At 52.4% G+C, this 18,954-nt stretch carries 2 protein-coding genes, 4 tRNA genes and 10 rRNA genes; 15 read left to right on the top strand and 1 reads right to left on the bottom strand.

Translation table 11 applies throughout. The annotated features are described in order from the left end of the window. Positions 1-357: 357 nt before the first annotated feature. The 15 genes from HLG70_RS18060 (at position 358) to HLG70_RS17990 (ending at position 18,280) form a co-directional block, all read left to right on the top strand. A 16S ribosomal RNA gene (locus HLG70_RS18060) occupies positions 358-1,888 on the top strand. 344 nt (positions 1,889-2,232) lie between these two features. Then, positions 2,233-5,117 (top strand): 23S ribosomal RNA (locus HLG70_RS18055). 200 nt (positions 5,118-5,317) lie between these two features. Continuing rightward, positions 5,318-5,430: ribosomal RNA gene (rrf, locus tag HLG70_RS18050) — 5S ribosomal RNA — on the top strand. A 650-nt stretch (positions 5,431-6,080) separates the two neighbouring features. Further along, positions 6,081-7,611: ribosomal RNA gene (locus tag HLG70_RS18045) — 16S ribosomal RNA — on the top strand. Positions 7,612-7,744: 133 nt separating this feature from the next. Beyond that, positions 7,745-7,821, top strand: a tRNA-Ile gene (locus HLG70_RS18040). A 23-nt stretch (positions 7,822-7,844) separates the two neighbouring features. After that, a tRNA-Ala gene (locus HLG70_RS18035) sits at positions 7,845-7,920 on the top strand. 306 nt (positions 7,921-8,226) lie between these two features. After that, positions 8,227-11,111, top strand: a 23S ribosomal RNA gene (locus tag HLG70_RS18030). A gap of 200 nt (positions 11,112-11,311) precedes the next feature. Further along, positions 11,312-11,424 (top strand): 5S ribosomal RNA (gene rrf, locus HLG70_RS18025). A gap of 650 nt (positions 11,425-12,074) precedes the next feature. Continuing rightward, positions 12,075-13,605: ribosomal RNA gene (locus tag HLG70_RS18020) — 16S ribosomal RNA — on the top strand. Between the two features lie 133 nt (positions 13,606-13,738). Then, positions 13,739-13,815: transfer RNA gene (locus HLG70_RS18015), tRNA-Ile, on the top strand. A gap of 23 nt (positions 13,816-13,838) precedes the next feature. Next, positions 13,839-13,914 (top strand) — tRNA-Ala (locus tag HLG70_RS18010). A gap of 307 nt (positions 13,915-14,221) precedes the next feature. Continuing rightward, positions 14,222-17,106: ribosomal RNA gene (locus HLG70_RS18005) — 23S ribosomal RNA — on the top strand. 201 nt (positions 17,107-17,307) lie between these two features. Continuing rightward, positions 17,308-17,420 (top strand): 5S ribosomal RNA (rrf, locus tag HLG70_RS18000). Positions 17,421-17,531: 111 nt separating this feature from the next. Then, positions 17,532-17,644, top strand: a 5S ribosomal RNA gene (gene rrf, locus HLG70_RS17995). Together the 16S, 23S and 5S rRNA genes with 4 tRNA genes alongside form the textbook arrangement of a ribosomal RNA operon. A gap of 270 nt (positions 17,645-17,914) precedes the next feature. Further along, positions 17,915-18,280, top strand: coding sequence for a DUF4870 family protein (locus HLG70_RS17990; protein WP_171667924.1), 366 nt, complete (start codon positions 17,915-17,917; stop codon positions 18,278-18,280). Positions 18,281-18,658: 378 nt separating this feature from the next. Here the strand turns inward: HLG70_RS17990 and HLG70_RS17985 are convergent, their stop codons facing one another. Beyond that, entirely contained in the window at positions 18,659-18,937 is a 279-nt protein-coding gene (locus HLG70_RS17985) for an SWIB/MDM2 domain-containing protein (protein WP_057287072.1), read from the bottom strand. Positions 18,938-18,954 lie beyond the last annotated feature (17 nt).

Below are 18,954 nucleotides of genomic sequence, written 5' to 3'. Positions count from 1 at the left end.
CAAATCAGGCGGAGGCCGGTTGCATAATCTGCAAAAGTTGTGTTATAGTAGAGGGCTTGGCGGTTGCCGAAAAATTAGGGTTAACCCTGAAGTTTCGATAGCTGCTAAGGCTGAGAAATCAGCAGAGGCAGTAAGAAGTAAGCAGTACCGCTCTTTAACAATTAAACAACCGATAAGTGTGGGCGCTTGATGCGAGTGCGAGTGACTTCGGTCACAAGCACAATGAAATCAAGTGCTCACTAGAAGTGAAGTACCTTAGACGTCAAGTTTAAGAACATACCTCACTTCCTTTGAGTAGCGACGTATGACCTGGTTTGGATTTATCCGGACCAAGAATACGAAACAAATACAGAGATTAAACTGAAGAGTTTGATCCTGGCTCAGATTGAACGCTAGCGGGATGCCTTACACATGCAAGTCGAACGGCAGCACGGACTTCGGTCTGGTGGCGAGTGGCGAACGGGTGAGTAATGTATCGGAACGTGCCTAGTAGCGGGGGATAACTACGCGAAAGCGTGGCTAATACCGCATACGCCCTACGGGGGAAAGCAGGGGATCGCAAGACCTTGCACTATTAGAGCGGCCGATATCGGATTAGCTAGTTGGTGGGGTAACGGCTCACCAAGGCGACGATCCGTAGCTGGTTTGAGAGGACGACCAGCCACACTGGGACTGAGACACGGCCCAGACTCCTACGGGAGGCAGCAGTGGGGAATTTTGGACAATGGGGGAAACCCTGATCCAGCCATCCCGCGTGTGCGATGAAGGCCTTCGGGTTGTAAAGCACTTTTGGCAGGAAAGAAACGTCATGGGTTAATACCCCGTGAAACTGACGGTACCTGCAGAATAAGCACCGGCTAACTACGTGCCAGCAGCCGCGGTAATACGTAGGGTGCAAGCGTTAATCGGAATTACTGGGCGTAAAGCGTGCGCAGGCGGTTCGGAAAGAAAGATGTGAAATCCCAGAGCTTAACTTTGGAACTGCATTTTTAACTACCGAGCTAGAGTGTGTCAGAGGGAGGTGGAATTCCGCGTGTAGCAGTGAAATGCGTAGATATGCGGAGGAACACCGATGGCGAAGGCAGCCTCCTGGGATAACACTGACGCTCATGCACGAAAGCGTGGGGAGCAAACAGGATTAGATACCCTGGTAGTCCACGCCCTAAACGATGTCAACTAGCTGTTGGGGCCTTCGGGCCTTGGTAGCGCAGCTAACGCGTGAAGTTGACCGCCTGGGGAGTACGGTCGCAAGATTAAAACTCAAAGGAATTGACGGGGACCCGCACAAGCGGTGGATGATGTGGATTAATTCGATGCAACGCGAAAAACCTTACCTACCCTTGACATGTCTGGAATGCCGAAGAGATTTGGTAGTGCTCGCAAGAGAACCGGAACACAGGTGCTGCATGGCTGTCGTCAGCTCGTGTCGTGAGATGTTGGGTTAAGTCCCGCAACGAGCGCAACCCTTGTCATTAGTTGCTACGAAAGGGCACTCTAATGAGACTGCCGGTGACAAACCGGAGGAAGGTGGGGATGACGTCAAGTCCTCATGGCCCTTATGGGTAGGGCTTCACACGTCATACAATGGTCGGGACAGAGGGTCGCCAACCCGCGAGGGGGAGCCAATCCCAGAAACCCGATCGTAGTCCGGATCGCAGTCTGCAACTCGACTGCGTGAAGTCGGAATCGCTAGTAATCGCGGATCAGCATGTCGCGGTGAATACGTTCCCGGGTCTTGTACACACCGCCCGTCACACCATGGGAGTGGGTTTTACCAGAAGTAGTTAGCCTAACCGCAAGGGGGGCGATTACCACGGTAGGATTCATGACTGGGGTGAAGTCGTAACAAGGTAGCCGTATCGGAAGGTGCGGCTGGATCACCTCCTTTCAGAGCTTAAAGTGCTCGTGTTAAGTGTCCACTCTTATCGGTTGTTTTTTGTAGCTGGGATCAGGGTCAACCTGGTGCGGCGTAGAAACTAACTCATAGCACTGCTTGCAGTGCTATGAGTTGGGTTTTACTCAACAGCTATATTCGTTCTTTAACAATCTGGAAGAAGCACAACGAAATGTACTTATCAAGTAATCAGCTTGCTGATGAAGATGAGTACGGGTTGTGATTGCATTATTTTTGTTCCAAGTTCTCAAGACCAGGGTGAATAACTCTGGGCTGCTTTGAAACTTATGAACGGCACAAACGCTAATACTCAGGTCCTATAGCCTACAGCGTTATAGGATCAAGCGACTAAGTGCATATGGTGGATGCCTTGGCGATCACAGGCGATGAAGGACGTAGTAGCCTGCGAAAAGCTACGGGGAGCTGGCAAACAAGCTTTGATCCGTAGATGTCCGAATGGGGAAACCCACTGCAGCAATGCAGTATCCCTAGCTGAATACATAGGCTAGTGGAAGCGAACCGGGTGAACTGAAACATCTCAGTAGCTCGAGGAAAAGAAATCAACCGAGATTCCGAAAGTAGTGGCGAGCGAAATCGGAAGAGCCTTTACGTTTTAGCATGCAAGATAATCGAAGGGGATGGAAAGCCCCGCCGTAGCAGGTGATAGCCCTGTAGATGAAATTTTGTGTGTGGAACTAAGCGTAAGACAAGTAGGGCGGGACACGTGAAATCCTGTTTGAAGATGGGGGGACCATCCTCCAAGGCTAAATACTCGTGATCGACCGATAGTGAACCAGTACCGTGAGGGAAAGGCGAAAAGAACCCCGGAAGGGGAGTGAAATAGATCCTGAAACCGTATGCATACAAACAGTAGGAGCCTCCTTGTGGGGTGACTGCGTACCTTTTGTATAATGGGTCAGCGACTTACATTCAGTGGCAAGGTTAACCGAATAGGGAAGCCGTAGCGAAAGCGAGTCCGAATAGGGCGAATTAGTCGCTGGGTGTAGACCCGAAACCAGATGATCTATCCATGGCCAGGTTGAAGGCACGGTAACACGTGCTGGAGGACCGAACCCACTAATGTTGAAAAATTAGGGGATGAGCTGTGGATAGGGGTGAAAGGCTAAACAAATCTGGAAATAGCTGGTTCTCTCCGAAAACTATTTAGGTAGTGCCTCAAGTATTACTGCAGGGGGTAGAGCACTGTTATAGCTAGGGGGTCATGGCGACTTACCAAACTATGGCAAACTCCGAATACCTGCAAGTACAGCTTGGGAGACAGAGCACCGGGTGCTAACGTCCGGACTCAAGAGGGAAACAACCCAGACCGCCAGCTAAGGTCCCGAATTATCGCTAAGTGGGAAACGAAGTGGGAAGGCATAGACAGTCAGGAGGTTGGCTTAGAAGCAGCCATCCTTTAAAGAAAGCGTAATAGCTCACTGATCGAGTCGTCCTGCGCGGAAGATGTAACGGGGCTAAGCGATAAACCGAAGCTGCGGGTGTGTACTTTTAGTACACGCGGTAGGAGAGCGTTCTGTAAGCCTGCGAAGGTGGCTTGTAAAGGCTGCTGGAGGTATCAGAAGTGCGAATGCTGACATGAGTAGCGATAAAGGGGGTGAAAAGCCCCCTCGCCGTAAGTCCAAGGTTTCCTGCGCAACGTTCATCGGCGCAGGGTGAGTCGGCCCCTAAGGCGAGGCAGAGATGCGTAGCTGATGGGAAACTGGTTAATATTCCAGTACCGTCGTACAGTGCGATGGGGGGACGGATCGCGGAAGATCATCAGGGTGTTGGATGTCCCTGTTGCTGCATCGAAGATGGCGCTTAGGCAAATCCGGGCGCGTAAATCAAGGGTGTGACACGAGCGAGCATTGCTTGCGAAGTGATTGGAAGTGGTTCCAAGAAAAGCCTCTAAGCTTCAGCTGTACGAGACCGTACCGCAAACCGACACAGGTGGACGGGATGAATATTCCAAGGCGCTTGAGAGAACTCAGGAGAAGGAACTCGGCAAATTGATACCGTAACTTCGGGAGAAGGTATACCCCGGTAGTGTGAAGCGCCTGCGCGCTTAGCATGATGGGGTCGCAGAGAATCGGTGGCTGCGACTGTTTATTAAAAACACAGCACTCTGCAAAGACGAAAGTCGACGTATAGGGTGTGACGCCTGCCCGGTGCCGGAAGGTTAAGTGATGGGGTGCAAGCTCTTGATCGAAGCCCCGGTAAACGGCGGCCGTAACTATAACGGTCCTAAGGTAGCGAAATTCCTTGTCGGGTAAGTTCCGACCTGCACGAATGGCGTAACGATGGCCACACTGTCTCCTCCTGAGACTCAGCGAAGTTGAAGTGTTTGTGATGATGCAATCTACCCGCGGCTAGACGGAAAGACCCCATGAACCTTTACTGTAGCTTTGCATTGGACTGTGAACCGGCCTGTGTAGGATAGGTGGGAGGCTTTGAAGCGTGGTCGCTAGATCACGTGGAGCCATCCTTGAAATACCACCCTGGTTTGTTTGCGGTTCTAACCTTGGTCCGTTATCCGGATCGGGGACAGTGCATGGTGGGCAGTTTGACTGGGGCGGTCTCCTCCCAAAGTGTAACGGAGGAGTTCGAAGGTACGCTAGGTACGGTCGGAAATCGTGCTGATAGTGCAATGGCATAAGCGTGCTTGACTGTGAGACTGACAAGTCGAACAGGTGCGAAAGCAGGACATAGTGATCCGGTGGTTCTGAATGGAAGGGCCATCGCTCAACGGATAAAAGGTACTCTGGGGATAACAGGCTGATACCGCCCAAGAGTTCATATCGACGGCGGTGTTTGGCACCTCGATGTCGGCTCATCTCATCCTGGGGCTGTAGCCGGTCCCAAGGGTATGGCTGTTCGCCATTTAAAGAGGTACGTGAGCTGGGTTTAAAACGTCGTGAGACAGTTTGGTCCCTATCTGCCGTGGGCGTTGGATACTTGACGGAGCCTGCTCCTAGTACGAGAGGACCGGAGTGGACGTACCTCTGGTGTACCGGTTGTCATGCCAATGGCATTGCCGGGTAGCTAAGTACGGAAGAGATAACCGCTGAAGGCATCTAAGCGGGAAACTCGTCTGAAGATAAGGTATCCCGGGGACTTGATCCCCCTGAAGGGTCGTTCGAGACCAGGACGTTGATAGGTCGGGTGTGGAAGCGCAGTAATGCGTTAAGCTAACCGATACTAATTGCCCGTGAGGCTTGATCCTATAACACTGATGGTTATTGACCTGGTGATATAGCGTTCCAAGTGTCGTTCAATACAAAATCTGGCCGCACCGTCGGCGGCCAGCCAACACCAATTACATCCCACTGTGCGTGATCATCGAGCTAGCCTCTGATCACCCACACGTTGTGTTTCTTCCAAGATTGGAGCCGTTGCCTGACCGCAGCCGCTCAACCAGTTACGCCTGACGACCATAGCAAGGTGGTACCACTCCTTCCCATCCCGAACAGGACAGTGAAACGCCTTTGCGCCGATGATAGTGGACGGACGTCTGTGAAAGTAGGTCATCGTCAGGCTTTTATTCCGCGAAACCCCACAGGTAAGCCTGTGGGGTTTTGTTTTTAAGTGAGAGCCTATACTCCGTGGCCTCTGTAAAGTTGGAGAGATCCAGCAAGACAGCGGTGTTGCAAGATAAGGTGCAAATTAGGCAAAAGCCGGTTGCATAATCTGCAAAAAAGGTGTTATAGTTTCAGGCTTGGCTGCTACCGAAAACCTAGGGATAACCCTGATTTTTCGATAGCTGCTAAGGGGGTGAAAGCCCTCCAGGACGAGTGTCCTGGCGAGACCTGAAGAGGTCGTAGGCAAGAAAGCGAAGTGAGTTTGAAACAAACGACGCTGACTTGACAAACGATAAAAACTTCTTCATAATCTCGTTTCTCTGCTGCAACGACAGCAACTTCGCAAAAACGAAGTTAGCCGAAGTTGAGGGGCAGAAGCAGTACAGAATTTAGCAGTACCGCTCTTTAACAATTAAACAACCGATAAGTGTGGGCGCTTGATGCGAGTGCGAGTGACTTCGGTCACAAGCACAATGAAATCAAGTGCTCACTAGAAGTGAAGTACCTTAGACGTCAAGTTTAAGAACATACCTCACTTCCTTTGAGTAGCGACGTATGACCTGGTTTGGATTTATCCGGACCAAGAATACGAAACAAATACAGAGATTAAACTGAAGAGTTTGATCCTGGCTCAGATTGAACGCTAGCGGGATGCCTTACACATGCAAGTCGAACGGCAGCACGGACTTCGGTCTGGTGGCGAGTGGCGAACGGGTGAGTAATGTATCGGAACGTGCCTAGTAGCGGGGGATAACTACGCGAAAGCGTGGCTAATACCGCATACGCCCTACGGGGGAAAGCAGGGGATCGTAAGACCTTGCACTATTAGAGCGGCCGATATCGGATTAGCTAGTTGGTGGGGTAATGGCTCACCAAGGCGACGATCCGTAGCTGGTTTGAGAGGACGACCAGCCACACTGGGACTGAGACACGGCCCAGACTCCTACGGGAGGCAGCAGTGGGGAATTTTGGACAATGGGGGAAACCCTGATCCAGCCATCCCGCGTGTGCGATGAAGGCCTTCGGGTTGTAAAGCACTTTTGGCAGGAAAGAAACGTCATGGGTTAATACCCCGTGAAACTGACGGTACCTGCAGAATAAGCACCGGCTAACTACGTGCCAGCAGCCGCGGTAATACGTAGGGTGCAAGCGTTAATCGGAATTACTGGGCGTAAAGCGTGCGCAGGCGGTTCGGAAAGAAAGATGTGAAATCCCAGAGCTTAACTTTGGAACTGCATTTTTAACTACCGAGCTAGAGTGTGTCAGAGGGAGGTGGAATTCCGCGTGTAGCAGTGAAATGCGTAGATATGCGGAGGAACACCGATGGCGAAGGCAGCCTCCTGGGATAACACTGACGCTCATGCACGAAAGCGTGGGGAGCAAACAGGATTAGATACCCTGGTAGTCCACGCCCTAAACGATGTCAACTAGCTGTTGGGGCCTTCGGGCCTTGGTAGCGCAGCTAACGCGTGAAGTTGACCGCCTGGGGAGTACGGTCGCAAGATTAAAACTCAAAGGAATTGACGGGGACCCGCACAAGCGGTGGATGATGTGGATTAATTCGATGCAACGCGAAAAACCTTACCTACCCTTGACATGTCTGGAATGCCGAAGAGATTTGGTAGTGCTCGCAAGAGAACCGGAACACAGGTGCTGCATGGCTGTCGTCAGCTCGTGTCGTGAGATGTTGGGTTAAGTCCCGCAACGAGCGCAACCCTTGTCATTAGTTGCTACGAAAGGGCACTCTAATGAGACTGCCGGTGACAAACCGGAGGAAGGTGGGGATGACGTCAAGTCCTCATGGCCCTTATGGGTAGGGCTTCACACGTCATACAATGGTCGGGACAGAGGGTCGCCAACCCGCGAGGGGGAGCCAATCCCAGAAACCCGATCGTAGTCCGGATCGCAGTCTGCAACTCGACTGCGTGAAGTCGGAATCGCTAGTAATCGCGGATCAGCATGTCGCGGTGAATACGTTCCCGGGTCTTGTACACACCGCCCGTCACACCATGGGAGTGGGTTTTACCAGAAGTAGTTAGCCTAACCGCAAGGGGGGCGATTACCACGGTAGGATTCATGACTGGGGTGAAGTCGTAACAAGGTAGCCGTATCGGAAGGTGCGGCTGGATCACCTCCTTTCAGAGCTTAAAGTGCTCGTGTTAAGCGTCCACTCTTATCGGTTGTTTGATATAGCTGGGATCAGTTGTAGGCTTGGGTCGAGGGAATCTTCCCTGGGTCTGCAGCTACCTGAATACTGATCCGAGAAGGTTTTGGGTCTGTAGCTCAGTTGGTTAGAGCACCGTCTTGATAAGGCGGGGGTCGTTGGTTCGAATCCAACCAGACCCACCAAGTATTTCGCGAATGCGGGATATGGGGGTGTAGCTCAGCTGGGAGAGCGCCTGCTTTGCAAGCAGGATGTCATCGGTTCGATCCCGTTCACCTCCACCATTGATTCTCAAGTAGTCGCCTGGTGGCGATGTAGAGGCTAACTCATAGCGTCGTGTTTCTGGTTTGAATCACGGTCTTATGAGTTGGGTTTTACTCAACAGCTATATTTGTTCTTTAACAATCTGGAAGAAGCACAACGAAATGTACTTATCAAGTAATCAGCTTGCTGATGAAGATGAGTACGGGTTGTGATTGCATTATTTTGTTCCAAGTTCTCAAGACCAGGGTGAATAACTCTGGGCTGCTTTGAAACTTATGAACGGCACAAACGCTAATACTCAGGTCCTATAGCCTACAGCGTTATAGGATCAAGCGACTAAGTGCATATGGTGGATGCCTTGGCGATCACAGGCGATGAAGGACGTAGTAGCCTGCGAAAAGCTACGGGGAGCTGGCAAACAAGCTTTGATCCGTAGATGTCCGAATGGGGAAACCCACTGCAGCAATGCAGTATCCCTAGCTGAATACATAGGCTAGTGGAAGCGAACCGGGTGAACTGAAACATCTCAGTAGCTCGAGGAAAAGAAATCAACCGAGATTCCGAAAGTAGTGGCGAGCGAAATCGGAAGAGCCTTTACGTTTTAGCATGCAAGATAATCGAAGGGGATGGAAAGCCCCGCCGTAGCAGGTGATAGCCCTGTAGATGAAATTTTGTGTGTGGAACTAAGCGTAAGACAAGTAGGGCGGGACACGTGAAATCCTGTTTGAAGATGGGGGGACCATCCTCCAAGGCTAAATACTCGTGATCGACCGATAGTGAACCAGTACCGTGAGGGAAAGGCGAAAAGAACCCCGGAAGGGGAGTGAAATAGATCCTGAAACCGTATGCATACAAACAGTAGGAGCCTCCTTGTGGGGTGACTGCGTACCTTTTGTATAATGGGTCAGCGACTTACATTCAGTGGCAAGGTTAACCGAATAGGGAAGCCGTAGCGAAAGCGAGTCCGAATAGGGCGAATTAGTCGCTGGGTGTAGACCCGAAACCAGATGATCTATCCATGGCCAGGTTGAAGGCACGGTAACACGTGCTGGAGGACCGAACCCACTAATGTTGAAAAATTAGGGGATGAGCTGTGGATAGGGGTGAAAGGCTAAACAAATCTGGAAATAGCTGGTTCTCTCCGAAAACTATTTAGGTAGTGCCTCAAGTATTACTGCAGGGGGTAGAGCACTGTTATAGCTAGGGGGTCATGGCGACTTACCAAACTATGGCAAACTCCGAATACCTGCAAGTACAGCTTGGGAGACAGAGCACCGGGTGCTAACGTCCGGACTCAAGAGGGAAACAACCCAGACCGCCAGCTAAGGTCCCGAATTATCGCTAAGTGGGAAACGAAGTGGGAAGGCATAGACAGTCAGGAGGTTGGCTTAGAAGCAGCCATCCTTTAAAGAAAGCGTAATAGCTCACTGATCGAGTCGTCCTGCGCGGAAGATGTAACGGGGCTAAGCGATAAACCGAAGCTGCGGGTGTGTACTTTTAGTACACGCGGTAGGAGAGCGTTCTGTAAGCCTGCGAAGGTGGCTTGTAAAGGCTGCTGGAGGTATCAGAAGTGCGAATGCTGACATGAGTAGCGATAAAGGGGGTGAAAAGCCCCCTCGCCGTAAGTCCAAGGTTTCCTGCGCAACGTTCATCGGCGCAGGGTGAGTCGGCCCCTAAGGCGAGGCAGAGATGCGTAGCTGATGGGAAACTGGTTAATATTCCAGTACCGTCGTACAGTGCGATGGGGGGACGGATCGCGGAAGATCATCAGGGTGTTGGATGTCCCTGTTGCTGCATCGAAGATGGCGCTTAGGCAAATCCGGGCGCGTAAATCAAGGGTGTGACACGAGCGAGCATTGCTTGCGAAGTGATTGGAAGTGGTTCCAAGAAAAGCCTCTAAGCTTCAGCTGTACGAGACCGTACCGCAAACCGACACAGGTGGACGGGATGAATATTCCAAGGCGCTTGAGAGAACTCAGGAGAAGGAACTCGGCAAATTGATACCGTAACTTCGGGAGAAGGTATACCCCGGTAGTGTGAAGCGCCTGCGCGCTTAGCATGATGGGGTCGCAGAGAATCGGTGGCTGCGACTGTTTATTAAAAACACAGCACTCTGCAAAGACGAAAGTCGACGTATAGGGTGTGACGCCTGCCCGGTGCCGGAAGGTTAAGTGATGGGGTGCAAGCTCTTGATCGAAGCCCCGGTAAACGGCGGCCGTAACTATAACGGTCCTAAGGTAGCGAAATTCCTTGTCGGGTAAGTTCCGACCTGCACGAATGGCGTAACGATGGCCACACTGTCTCCTCCTGAGACTCAGCGAAGTTGAAGTGTTTGTGATGATGCAATCTACCCGCGGCTAGACGGAAAGACCCCATGAACCTTTACTGTAGCTTTGCATTGGACTGTGAACCGGCCTGTGTAGGATAGGTGGGAGGCTTTGAAGCGTGGTCGCTAGATCACGTGGAGCCATCCTTGAAATACCACCCTGGTTTGTTTGCGGTTCTAACCTTGGTCCGTTATCCGGATCGGGGACAGTGCATGGTGGGCAGTTTGACTGGGGCGGTCTCCTCCCAAAGTGTAACGGAGGAGTTCGAAGGTACGCTAGGTACGGTCGGAAATCGTGCTGATAGTGCAATGGCATAAGCGTGCTTGACTGTGAGACTGACAAGTCGAACAGGTGCGAAAGCAGGACATAGTGATCCGGTGGTTCTGAATGGAAGGGCCATCGCTCAACGGATAAAAGGTACTCTGGGGATAACAGGCTGATACCGCCCAAGAGTTCATATCGACGGCGGTGTTTGGCACCTCGATGTCGGCTCATCTCATCCTGGGGCTGTAGCCGGTCCCAAGGGTATGGCTGTTCGCCATTTAAAGAGGTACGTGAGCTGGGTTTAAAACGTCGTGAGACAGTTTGGTCCCTATCTGCCGTGGGCGTTGGATACTTGACGGAGCCTGCTCCTAGTACGAGAGGACCGGAGTGGACGTACCTCTGGTGTACCGGTTGTCATGCCAATGGCATTGCCGGGTAGCTAAGTACGGAAGAGATAACCGCTGAAGGCATCTAAGCGGGAAACTCGTCTGAAGATAAGGTATCCCGGGGACTTGATCCCCCTGAAGGGTCGTTCGAGACCAGGACGTTGATAGGTCGGGTGTGGAAGCGCAGTAATGCGTTAAGCTAACCGATACTAATTGCCCGTGAGGCTTGATCCTATAACACTGATGGTTATTGACCTGGTGATATAGCGTTCCAAGTGTCGTTCAATACAAAATCTGGCCGCACCGTCGGCGGCCAGCCAACACCAATTACATCCCACTGTGCGTGATCATCGAGCTAGCCTCTGATCACCCACACGTTGTGTTTCTTCCAAGATTGGAGCCGTTGCCTGACCGCAGCCGCTCAACCAGTTACGCCTGACGACCATAGCAAGGTGGTACCACTCCTTCCCATCCCGAACAGGACAGTGAAACGCCTTTGCGCCGATGATAGTGGACGGACGTCTGTGAAAGTAGGTCATCGTCAGGCTTTTATTCCGCGAAACCCCACAGGTAAGCCTGTGGGGTTTTGTTTTTAAGTGAGAGCCTATACTCCGTGGCCTCTGTAAAGTTGGAGAGATCCAGCAAGACAGCGGTGTTGCAAGATAAGGTGCAAATTAGGCAAAAGCCGGTTGCATAATCTGCAAAAAAGGTGTTATAGTTTCAGGCTTGGCTGCTACCGAAAACCTAGGGATAACCCTGATTTTTCGATAGCTGCTAAGGGGGTGAAAGCCCTCCAGGACGAGTGTCCTGGCGAGACCTGAAGAGGTCGTAGGCAAGAAAGCGAAGTGAGTTTGAAACAAACGACGCTGACTTGACAAACGATAAAAACTTCTTCATAATCTCGTTTCTCTGCTGCAACGACAGCAACTTCGCAAAAACGAAGTTAGCCGAAGTTGAGGGGCAGAAGCAGTACAGAATTTAGCAGTACCGCTCTTTAACAATTAAACAACCGATAAGTGTGGGCGCTTGATGCGAGTGCGAGTGACTTCGGTCACAAGCACAATGAAATCAAGTGCTCACTAGAAGTGAAGTACCTTAGACGTCAAGTTTAAGAACATACCTCACTTCCTTTGAGTAGCGACGTATGACCTGGTTTGGATTTATCCGGACCAAGAATACGAAACAAATACAGAGATTAAACTGAAGAGTTTGATCCTGGCTCAGATTGAACGCTAGCGGGATGCCTTACACATGCAAGTCGAACGGCAGCACGGACTTCGGTCTGGTGGCGAGTGGCGAACGGGTGAGTAATGTATCGGAACGTGCCTAGTAGCGGGGGATAACTACGCGAAAGCGTGGCTAATACCGCATACGCCCTACGGGGGAAAGCAGGGGATCGTAAGACCTTGCACTATTAGAGCGGCCGATATCGGATTAGCTAGTTGGTGGGGTAATGGCTCACCAAGGCGACGATCCGTAGCTGGTTTGAGAGGACGACCAGCCACACTGGGACTGAGACACGGCCCAGACTCCTACGGGAGGCAGCAGTGGGGAATTTTGGACAATGGGGGAAACCCTGATCCAGCCATCCCGCGTGTGCGATGAAGGCCTTCGGGTTGTAAAGCACTTTTGGCAGGAAAGAAACGTCATGGGTTAATACCCCGTGAAACTGACGGTACCTGCAGAATAAGCACCGGCTAACTACGTGCCAGCAGCCGCGGTAATACGTAGGGTGCAAGCGTTAATCGGAATTACTGGGCGTAAAGCGTGCGCAGGCGGTTCGGAAAGAAAGATGTGAAATCCCAGAGCTTAACTTTGGAACTGCATTTTTAACTACCGAGCTAGAGTGTGTCAGAGGGAGGTGGAATTCCGCGTGTAGCAGTGAAATGCGTAGATATGCGGAGGAACACCGATGGCGAAGGCAGCCTCCTGGGATAACACTGACGCTCATGCACGAAAGCGTGGGGAGCAAACAGGATTAGATACCCTGGTAGTCCACGCCCTAAACGATGTCAACTAGCTGTTGGGGCCTTCGGGCCTTGGTAGCGCAGCTAACGCGTGAAGTTGACCGCCTGGGGAGTACGGTCGCAAGATTAAAACTCAAAGGAATTGACGGGGACCCGCACAAGCGGTGGATGATGTGGATTAATTCGATGCAACGCGAAAAACCTTACCTACCCTTGACATGTCTGGAATGCCGAAGAGATTTGGTAGTGCTCGCAAGAGAACCGGAACACAGGTGCTGCATGGCTGTCGTCAGCTCGTGTCGTGAGATGTTGGGTTAAGTCCCGCAACGAGCGCAACCCTTGTCATTAGTTGCTACGAAAGGGCACTCTAATGAGACTGCCGGTGACAAACCGGAGGAAGGTGGGGATGACGTCAAGTCCTCATGGCCCTTATGGGTAGGGCTTCACACGTCATACAATGGTCGGGACAGAGGGTCGCCAACCCGCGAGGGGGAGCCAATCCCAGAAACCCGATCGTAGTCCGGATCGCAGTCTGCAACTCGACTGCGTGAAGTCGGAATCGCTAGTAATCGCGGATCAGCATGTCGCGGTGAATACGTTCCCGGGTCTTGTACACACCGCCCGTCACACCATGGGAGTGGGTTTTACCAGAAGTAGTTAGCCTAACCGCAAGGGGGGCGATTACCACGGTAGGATTCATGACTGGGGTGAAGTCGTAACAAGGTAGCCGTATCGGAAGGTGCGGCTGGATCACCTCCTTTCAGAGCTTAAAGTGCTCGTGTTAAGCGTCCACTCTTATCGGTTGTTTGATATAGCTGGGATCAGTTGTAGGCTTGGGTCGAGGGAATCTTCCCTGGGTCTGCAGCTACCTGAATACTGATCCGAGAAGGTTTTGGGTCTGTAGCTCAGTTGGTTAGAGCACCGTCTTGATAAGGCGGGGGTCGTTGGTTCGAATCCAACCAGACCCACCAAGTATTTCGCGAATGCGGGATATGGGGGTGTAGCTCAGCTGGGAGAGCGCCTGCTTTGCAAGCAGGATGTCATCGGTTCGATCCCGTTCACCTCCACCATTGATTCTCAAGTAGTCGCCTGGTGGCGATGTAGAGGCTAACTCATAGCGTCGTGTTTCTGGTTTGAATCACGGTCTTATGAGTTGGGTTTTACTCAACAGCTATATTTGTTCTTTAACAATCTGGAAGAAGCACAACGAAATGTACTTATCAAGTAATCAGCTTGCTGATGAAGATGAGTACGGGTTGTGATTGCATTATTTTTGTTCCAAGTTCTCAAGACCAGGGTGAATAACTCTGGGCTGCTTTGAAACTTATGAACGGCACAAACGCTAATACTCAGGTCCTATAGCCTACAGCGTTATAGGATCAAGCGACTAAGTGCATATGGTGGATGCCTTGGCGATCACAGGCGATGAAGGACGTAGTAGCCTGCGAAAAGCTACGGGGAGCTGGCAAACAAGCTTTGATCCGTAGATGTCCGAATGGGGAAACCCACTGCAGCAATGCAGTATCCCTAGCTGAATACATAGGCTAGTGGAAGCGAACCGGGTGAACTGAAACATCTCAGTAGCTCGAGGAAAAGAAATCAACCGAGATTCCGAAAGTAGTGGCGAGCGAAATCGGAAGAGCCTTTACGTTTTAGCATGCAAGATAATCGAAGGGGATGGAAAGCCCCGCCGTAGCAGGTGATAGCCCTGTAGATGAAATTTTGTGTGTGGAACTAAGCGTAAGACAAGTAGGGCGGGACACGTGAAATCCTGTTTGAAGATGGGGGGACCATCCTCCAAGGCTAAATACTCGTGATCGACCGATAGTGAACCAGTACCGTGAGGGAAAGGCGAAAAGAACCCCGGAAGGGGAGTGAAATAGATCCTGAAACCGTATGCATACAAACAGTAGGAGCCTCCTTGTGGGGTGACTGCGTACCTTTTGTATAATGGGTCAGCGACTTACATTCAGTGGCAAGGTTAACCGAATAGGGAAGCCGTAGCGAAAGCGAGTCCGAATAGGGCGAATTAGTCGCTGGGTGTAGACCCGAAACCAGATGATCTATCCATGGCCAGGTTGAAGGCACGGTAACACGTGCTGGAGGACCGAACCCACTAATGTTGAAAAATTAGGGGATGAGCTGTGGATAGGGGTGAAAGGCTAAACAAATCTGGAAATAGCTGGTTCTCTCCGAAAACTATTTAGGTAGTGCCTCAAGTATTACTGCAGGGGGTAGAGCACTGTTATAGCTAGGGGGTCATGGCGACTTACCAAACTATGGCAAACTCCGAATACCTGCAAGTACAGCTTGGGAGACAGAGCACCGGGTGCTAACGTCCGGACTCAAGAGGGAAACAACCCAGACCGCCAGCTAAGGTCCCGAATTATCGCTAAGTGGGAAACGAAGTGGGAAGGCATAGACAGTCAGGAGGTTGGCTTAGAAGCAGCCATCCTTTAAAGAAAGCGTAATAGCTCACTGATCGAGTCGTCCTGCGCGGAAGATGTAACGGGGCTAAGCGATAAACCGAAGCTGCGGGTGTGCACTTTTAGTGCACGCGGTAGGAGAGCGTTCTGTAAGCCTGCGAAGGTGGCTTGTAAAGGCTGCTGGAGGTATCAGAAGTGCGAATGCTGACATGAGTAGCGATAAAGGGGGTGAAAAGCCCCCTCGCCGTAAGTCCAAGGTTTCCTGCGCAACGTTCATCGGCGCAGGGTGAGTCGGCCCCTAAGGCGAGGCAGAGATGCGTAGCTGATGGGAAACTGGTTAATATTCCAGTACCGTCGTACAGTGCGATGGGGGGACGGATCGCGGAAGATCATCAGGGTGTTGGATGTCCCTGTTGCTGCATCGAAGATGGCGCTTAGGCAAATCCGGGCGCGTAAATCAAGGGTGTGACACGAGCGAGCATTGCTTGCGAAGTGATTGGAAGTGGTTCCAAGAAAAGCCTCTAAGCTTCAGCTGTACGAGACCGTACCGCAAACCGACACAGGTGGACGGGATGAATATTCCAAGGCGCTTGAGAGAACTCAGGAGAAGGAACTCGGCAAATTGATACCGTAACTTCGGGAGAAGGTATACCCCGGTAGTGTGAAGCGCCTGCGCGCTTAGCATGATGGGGTCGCAGAGAATCGGTGGCTGCGACTGTTTATTAAAAACACAGCACTCTGCAAAGACGAAAGTCGACGTATAGGGTGTGACGCCTGCCCGGTGCCGGAAGGTTAAGTGATGGGGTGCAAGCTCTTGATCGAAGCCCCGGTAAACGGCGGCCGTAACTATAACGGTCCTAAGGTAGCGAAATTCCTTGTCGGGTAAGTTCCGACCTGCACGAATGGCGTAACGATGGCCACACTGTCTCCTCCTGAGACTCAGCGAAGTTGAAGTGTTTGTGATGATGCAATCTACCCGCGGCTAGACGGAAAGACCCCATGAACCTTTACTGTAGCTTTGCATTGGACTGTGAACCGGCCTGTGTAGGATAGGTGGGAGGCTTTGAAGCGTGGTCGCTAGATCACGTGGAGCCATCCTTGAAATACCACCCTGGTTTGTTTGCGGTTCTAACCTTGGTCCGTTATCCGGATCGGGGACAGTGCATGGTGGGCAGTTTGACTGGGGCGGTCTCCTCCCAAAGTGTAACGGAGGAGTTCGAAGGTACGCTAGGTACGGTCGGAAATCGTGCTGATAGTGCAATGGCATAAGCGTGCTTGACTGTGAGACTGACAAGTCGAACAGGTGCGAAAGCAGGACATAGTGATCCGGTGGTTCTGAATGGAAGGGCCATCGCTCAACGGATAAAAGGTACTCTGGGGATAACAGGCTGATACCGCCCAAGAGTTCATATCGACGGCGGTGTTTGGCACCTCGATGTCGGCTCATCTCATCCTGGGGCTGTAGCCGGTCCCAAGGGTATGGCTGTTCGCCATTTAAAGAGGTACGTGAGCTGGGTTTAAAACGTCGTGAGACAGTTTGGTCCCTATCTGCCGTGGGCGTTGGATACTTGACGGAGCCTGCTCCTAGTACGAGAGGACCGGAGTGGACGTACCTCTGGTGTACCGGTTGTCATGCCAATGGCATTGCCGGGTAGCTAAGTACGGAAGAGATAACCGCTGAAGGCATCTAAGCGGGAAACTCGTCTGAAGATAAGGTATCCCGGGGACTTGATCCCCCTGAAGGGTCGTTCGAGACCAGGACGTTGATAGGTCGGGTGTGGAAGCGCAGTAATGCGTTAAGCTAACCGATACTAATTGCCCGTGAGGCTTGATCCTATAACACTGATGGTTATTGACCTGGTGATATAGCGTTCCAAGTGTCGTTCAATACAAAATCTGGCCGCACCGTCGGCGGCCAGCCAACACCAATTACATCCCACTGTGCGTGATCATCGAGCTAGGCTCTGATCACCCACACGTTGTGTTTCTTCCAAGATTGGAGCCGTTGCCTAAACCGCAGCCGCTCAACCAGTTACGCCTGACGACCATAGCAAGGTGGTACCACTCCTTCCCATCCCGAACAGGACAGTGAAACGCCTTTGCGCCGATGATAGTGGACGGACGTCTGTGAAAGTAGGTCATCGTCAGGCTTTTATTCCGCAAAACCCCACAGGTATCCCCTGTGGGGTTTTGTCTTTTAGTGATGCAGTACCCCAAGATTCGAACGGCTGACGCCGTAGTCAGCTGCTCAAGCAGTTACGCTTGACGACCACAGCAAGGTGGTACCACTCCTTCCCATCCCGAACAGGACAGTGAAACGCCTTTGCGCCGATGATAGTGGACGGACGTCTGTGAAAGTAGGTCATCGTCAAGCTCTTATCCTTCAAAGCCCCACCGGTACCCGGTGGGGCTTTGTCATTGGGACCGTCGGCGGGCATCGCATGCACGCACTGCGCGCTTGCTGCCGCGATGCCGCCGAGATGGCCGTGACGCGGGTTCAGGGAGCGTGTCGAATCGCGTGGGCGTGCCTGCGTCTGTCGGTCTGCAAGCCGCGCCAATGCTGAATGTGCACAAATAACAACGCCCGTGGGCGGGGTAGCTTTGTGCGGTAAGATTGACCGAGTCAATTTGTTGGAGCGTTATCGTGAGTGATACCCAGACCCCCGTGCCCGGTACGACATTAGATCTGCGCACGTTGACCCACGTGGCCTACGGCTTGTACGCCTTGGGCTTCCTGACGAGTGGATTTCTGGGCATCGCCACCTTGGCCGCCGTTGTGCTCATGTATTTGAAGCGCTCGGATGCCGCCGGCACTGTCTACGCCGCCCATTTCGACTGGCTCTTGCGCACGTTCTGGTGGGCCCTGCTGTGGCTGGCCATCAGCGGCATCGCGACACTCATCTTTATTGGATGGATAGGCGTGGCCGCCACGATCGTGTGGGTGCTCTATCGCCTGATCAAGGGGTGGCTGGCACTACTGGAAGGCAGCGCGCCCACGACGTACGCCTGACCCCACAGCGTCATTTCCCATGCAAAAGGGCCGGCATCGTTGCCGGCCCTTTTGCATGGATGGTCAAGATCGCGCGAGGCACGTCATCCCGCTTTCCTGGTGCCCCATTGCCGCTGTCGGTCGCGAATGACGGCAGGGCTAGGGGGTGGGTGCCTGATATGCGCGAGCGTTGTGTGCGGGCAAGCTGATGCGTCTGCCAGGCACGTACGTCGAGCCCGATAGCCAGGGATGCAAATTAGGGGGGGGGGCCACGAAGCGTGGAAATGGCGGAGGCGCCGGAGAGGGGACTTGCGTGATTGAGCCGGGCTCGCCCGGCAGCTAGCCAGGGCGTCGCGACAATCCAAAGGCAGGGACGTACGCAGTACGCCCTTTGCCTGCTTACTTCAGATGTGCGTTGACCAGTTTGGTCAATTCGAACATCGTGACCTGATCCTTGCCAAAGATCGGGAGCAGCTTGGCATCGGCGTTGATGTTGCGCTTGTTGCTGGCATCTTGCAGGTTGTGCTTCTTGATGTATTCCCAGATCTTCTTGGTGACCTCGGTACGCGGCACGGCTTCCGAGCCGATGACAGCGGCCAAGTCGGCGCTGGGGGTCAGGGGCTTCATGAATGCAGCGTTCGGCTTGCGCGCGGTCGCGGGTTTGGAGGTTGTGGCCATAATGCGGCGCTCCTACT

The sequence above is a fragment of the Achromobacter deleyi genome (genome assembly GCF_013116765.2).
Lineage (GTDB): Bacteria > Pseudomonadota > Gammaproteobacteria > Burkholderiales > Burkholderiaceae_B > Achromobacter > Achromobacter deleyi_A.
Note: the sequence above shows the minus strand (reverse complement) of the source record. Positions and strands in the feature narration are given on the sequence as shown.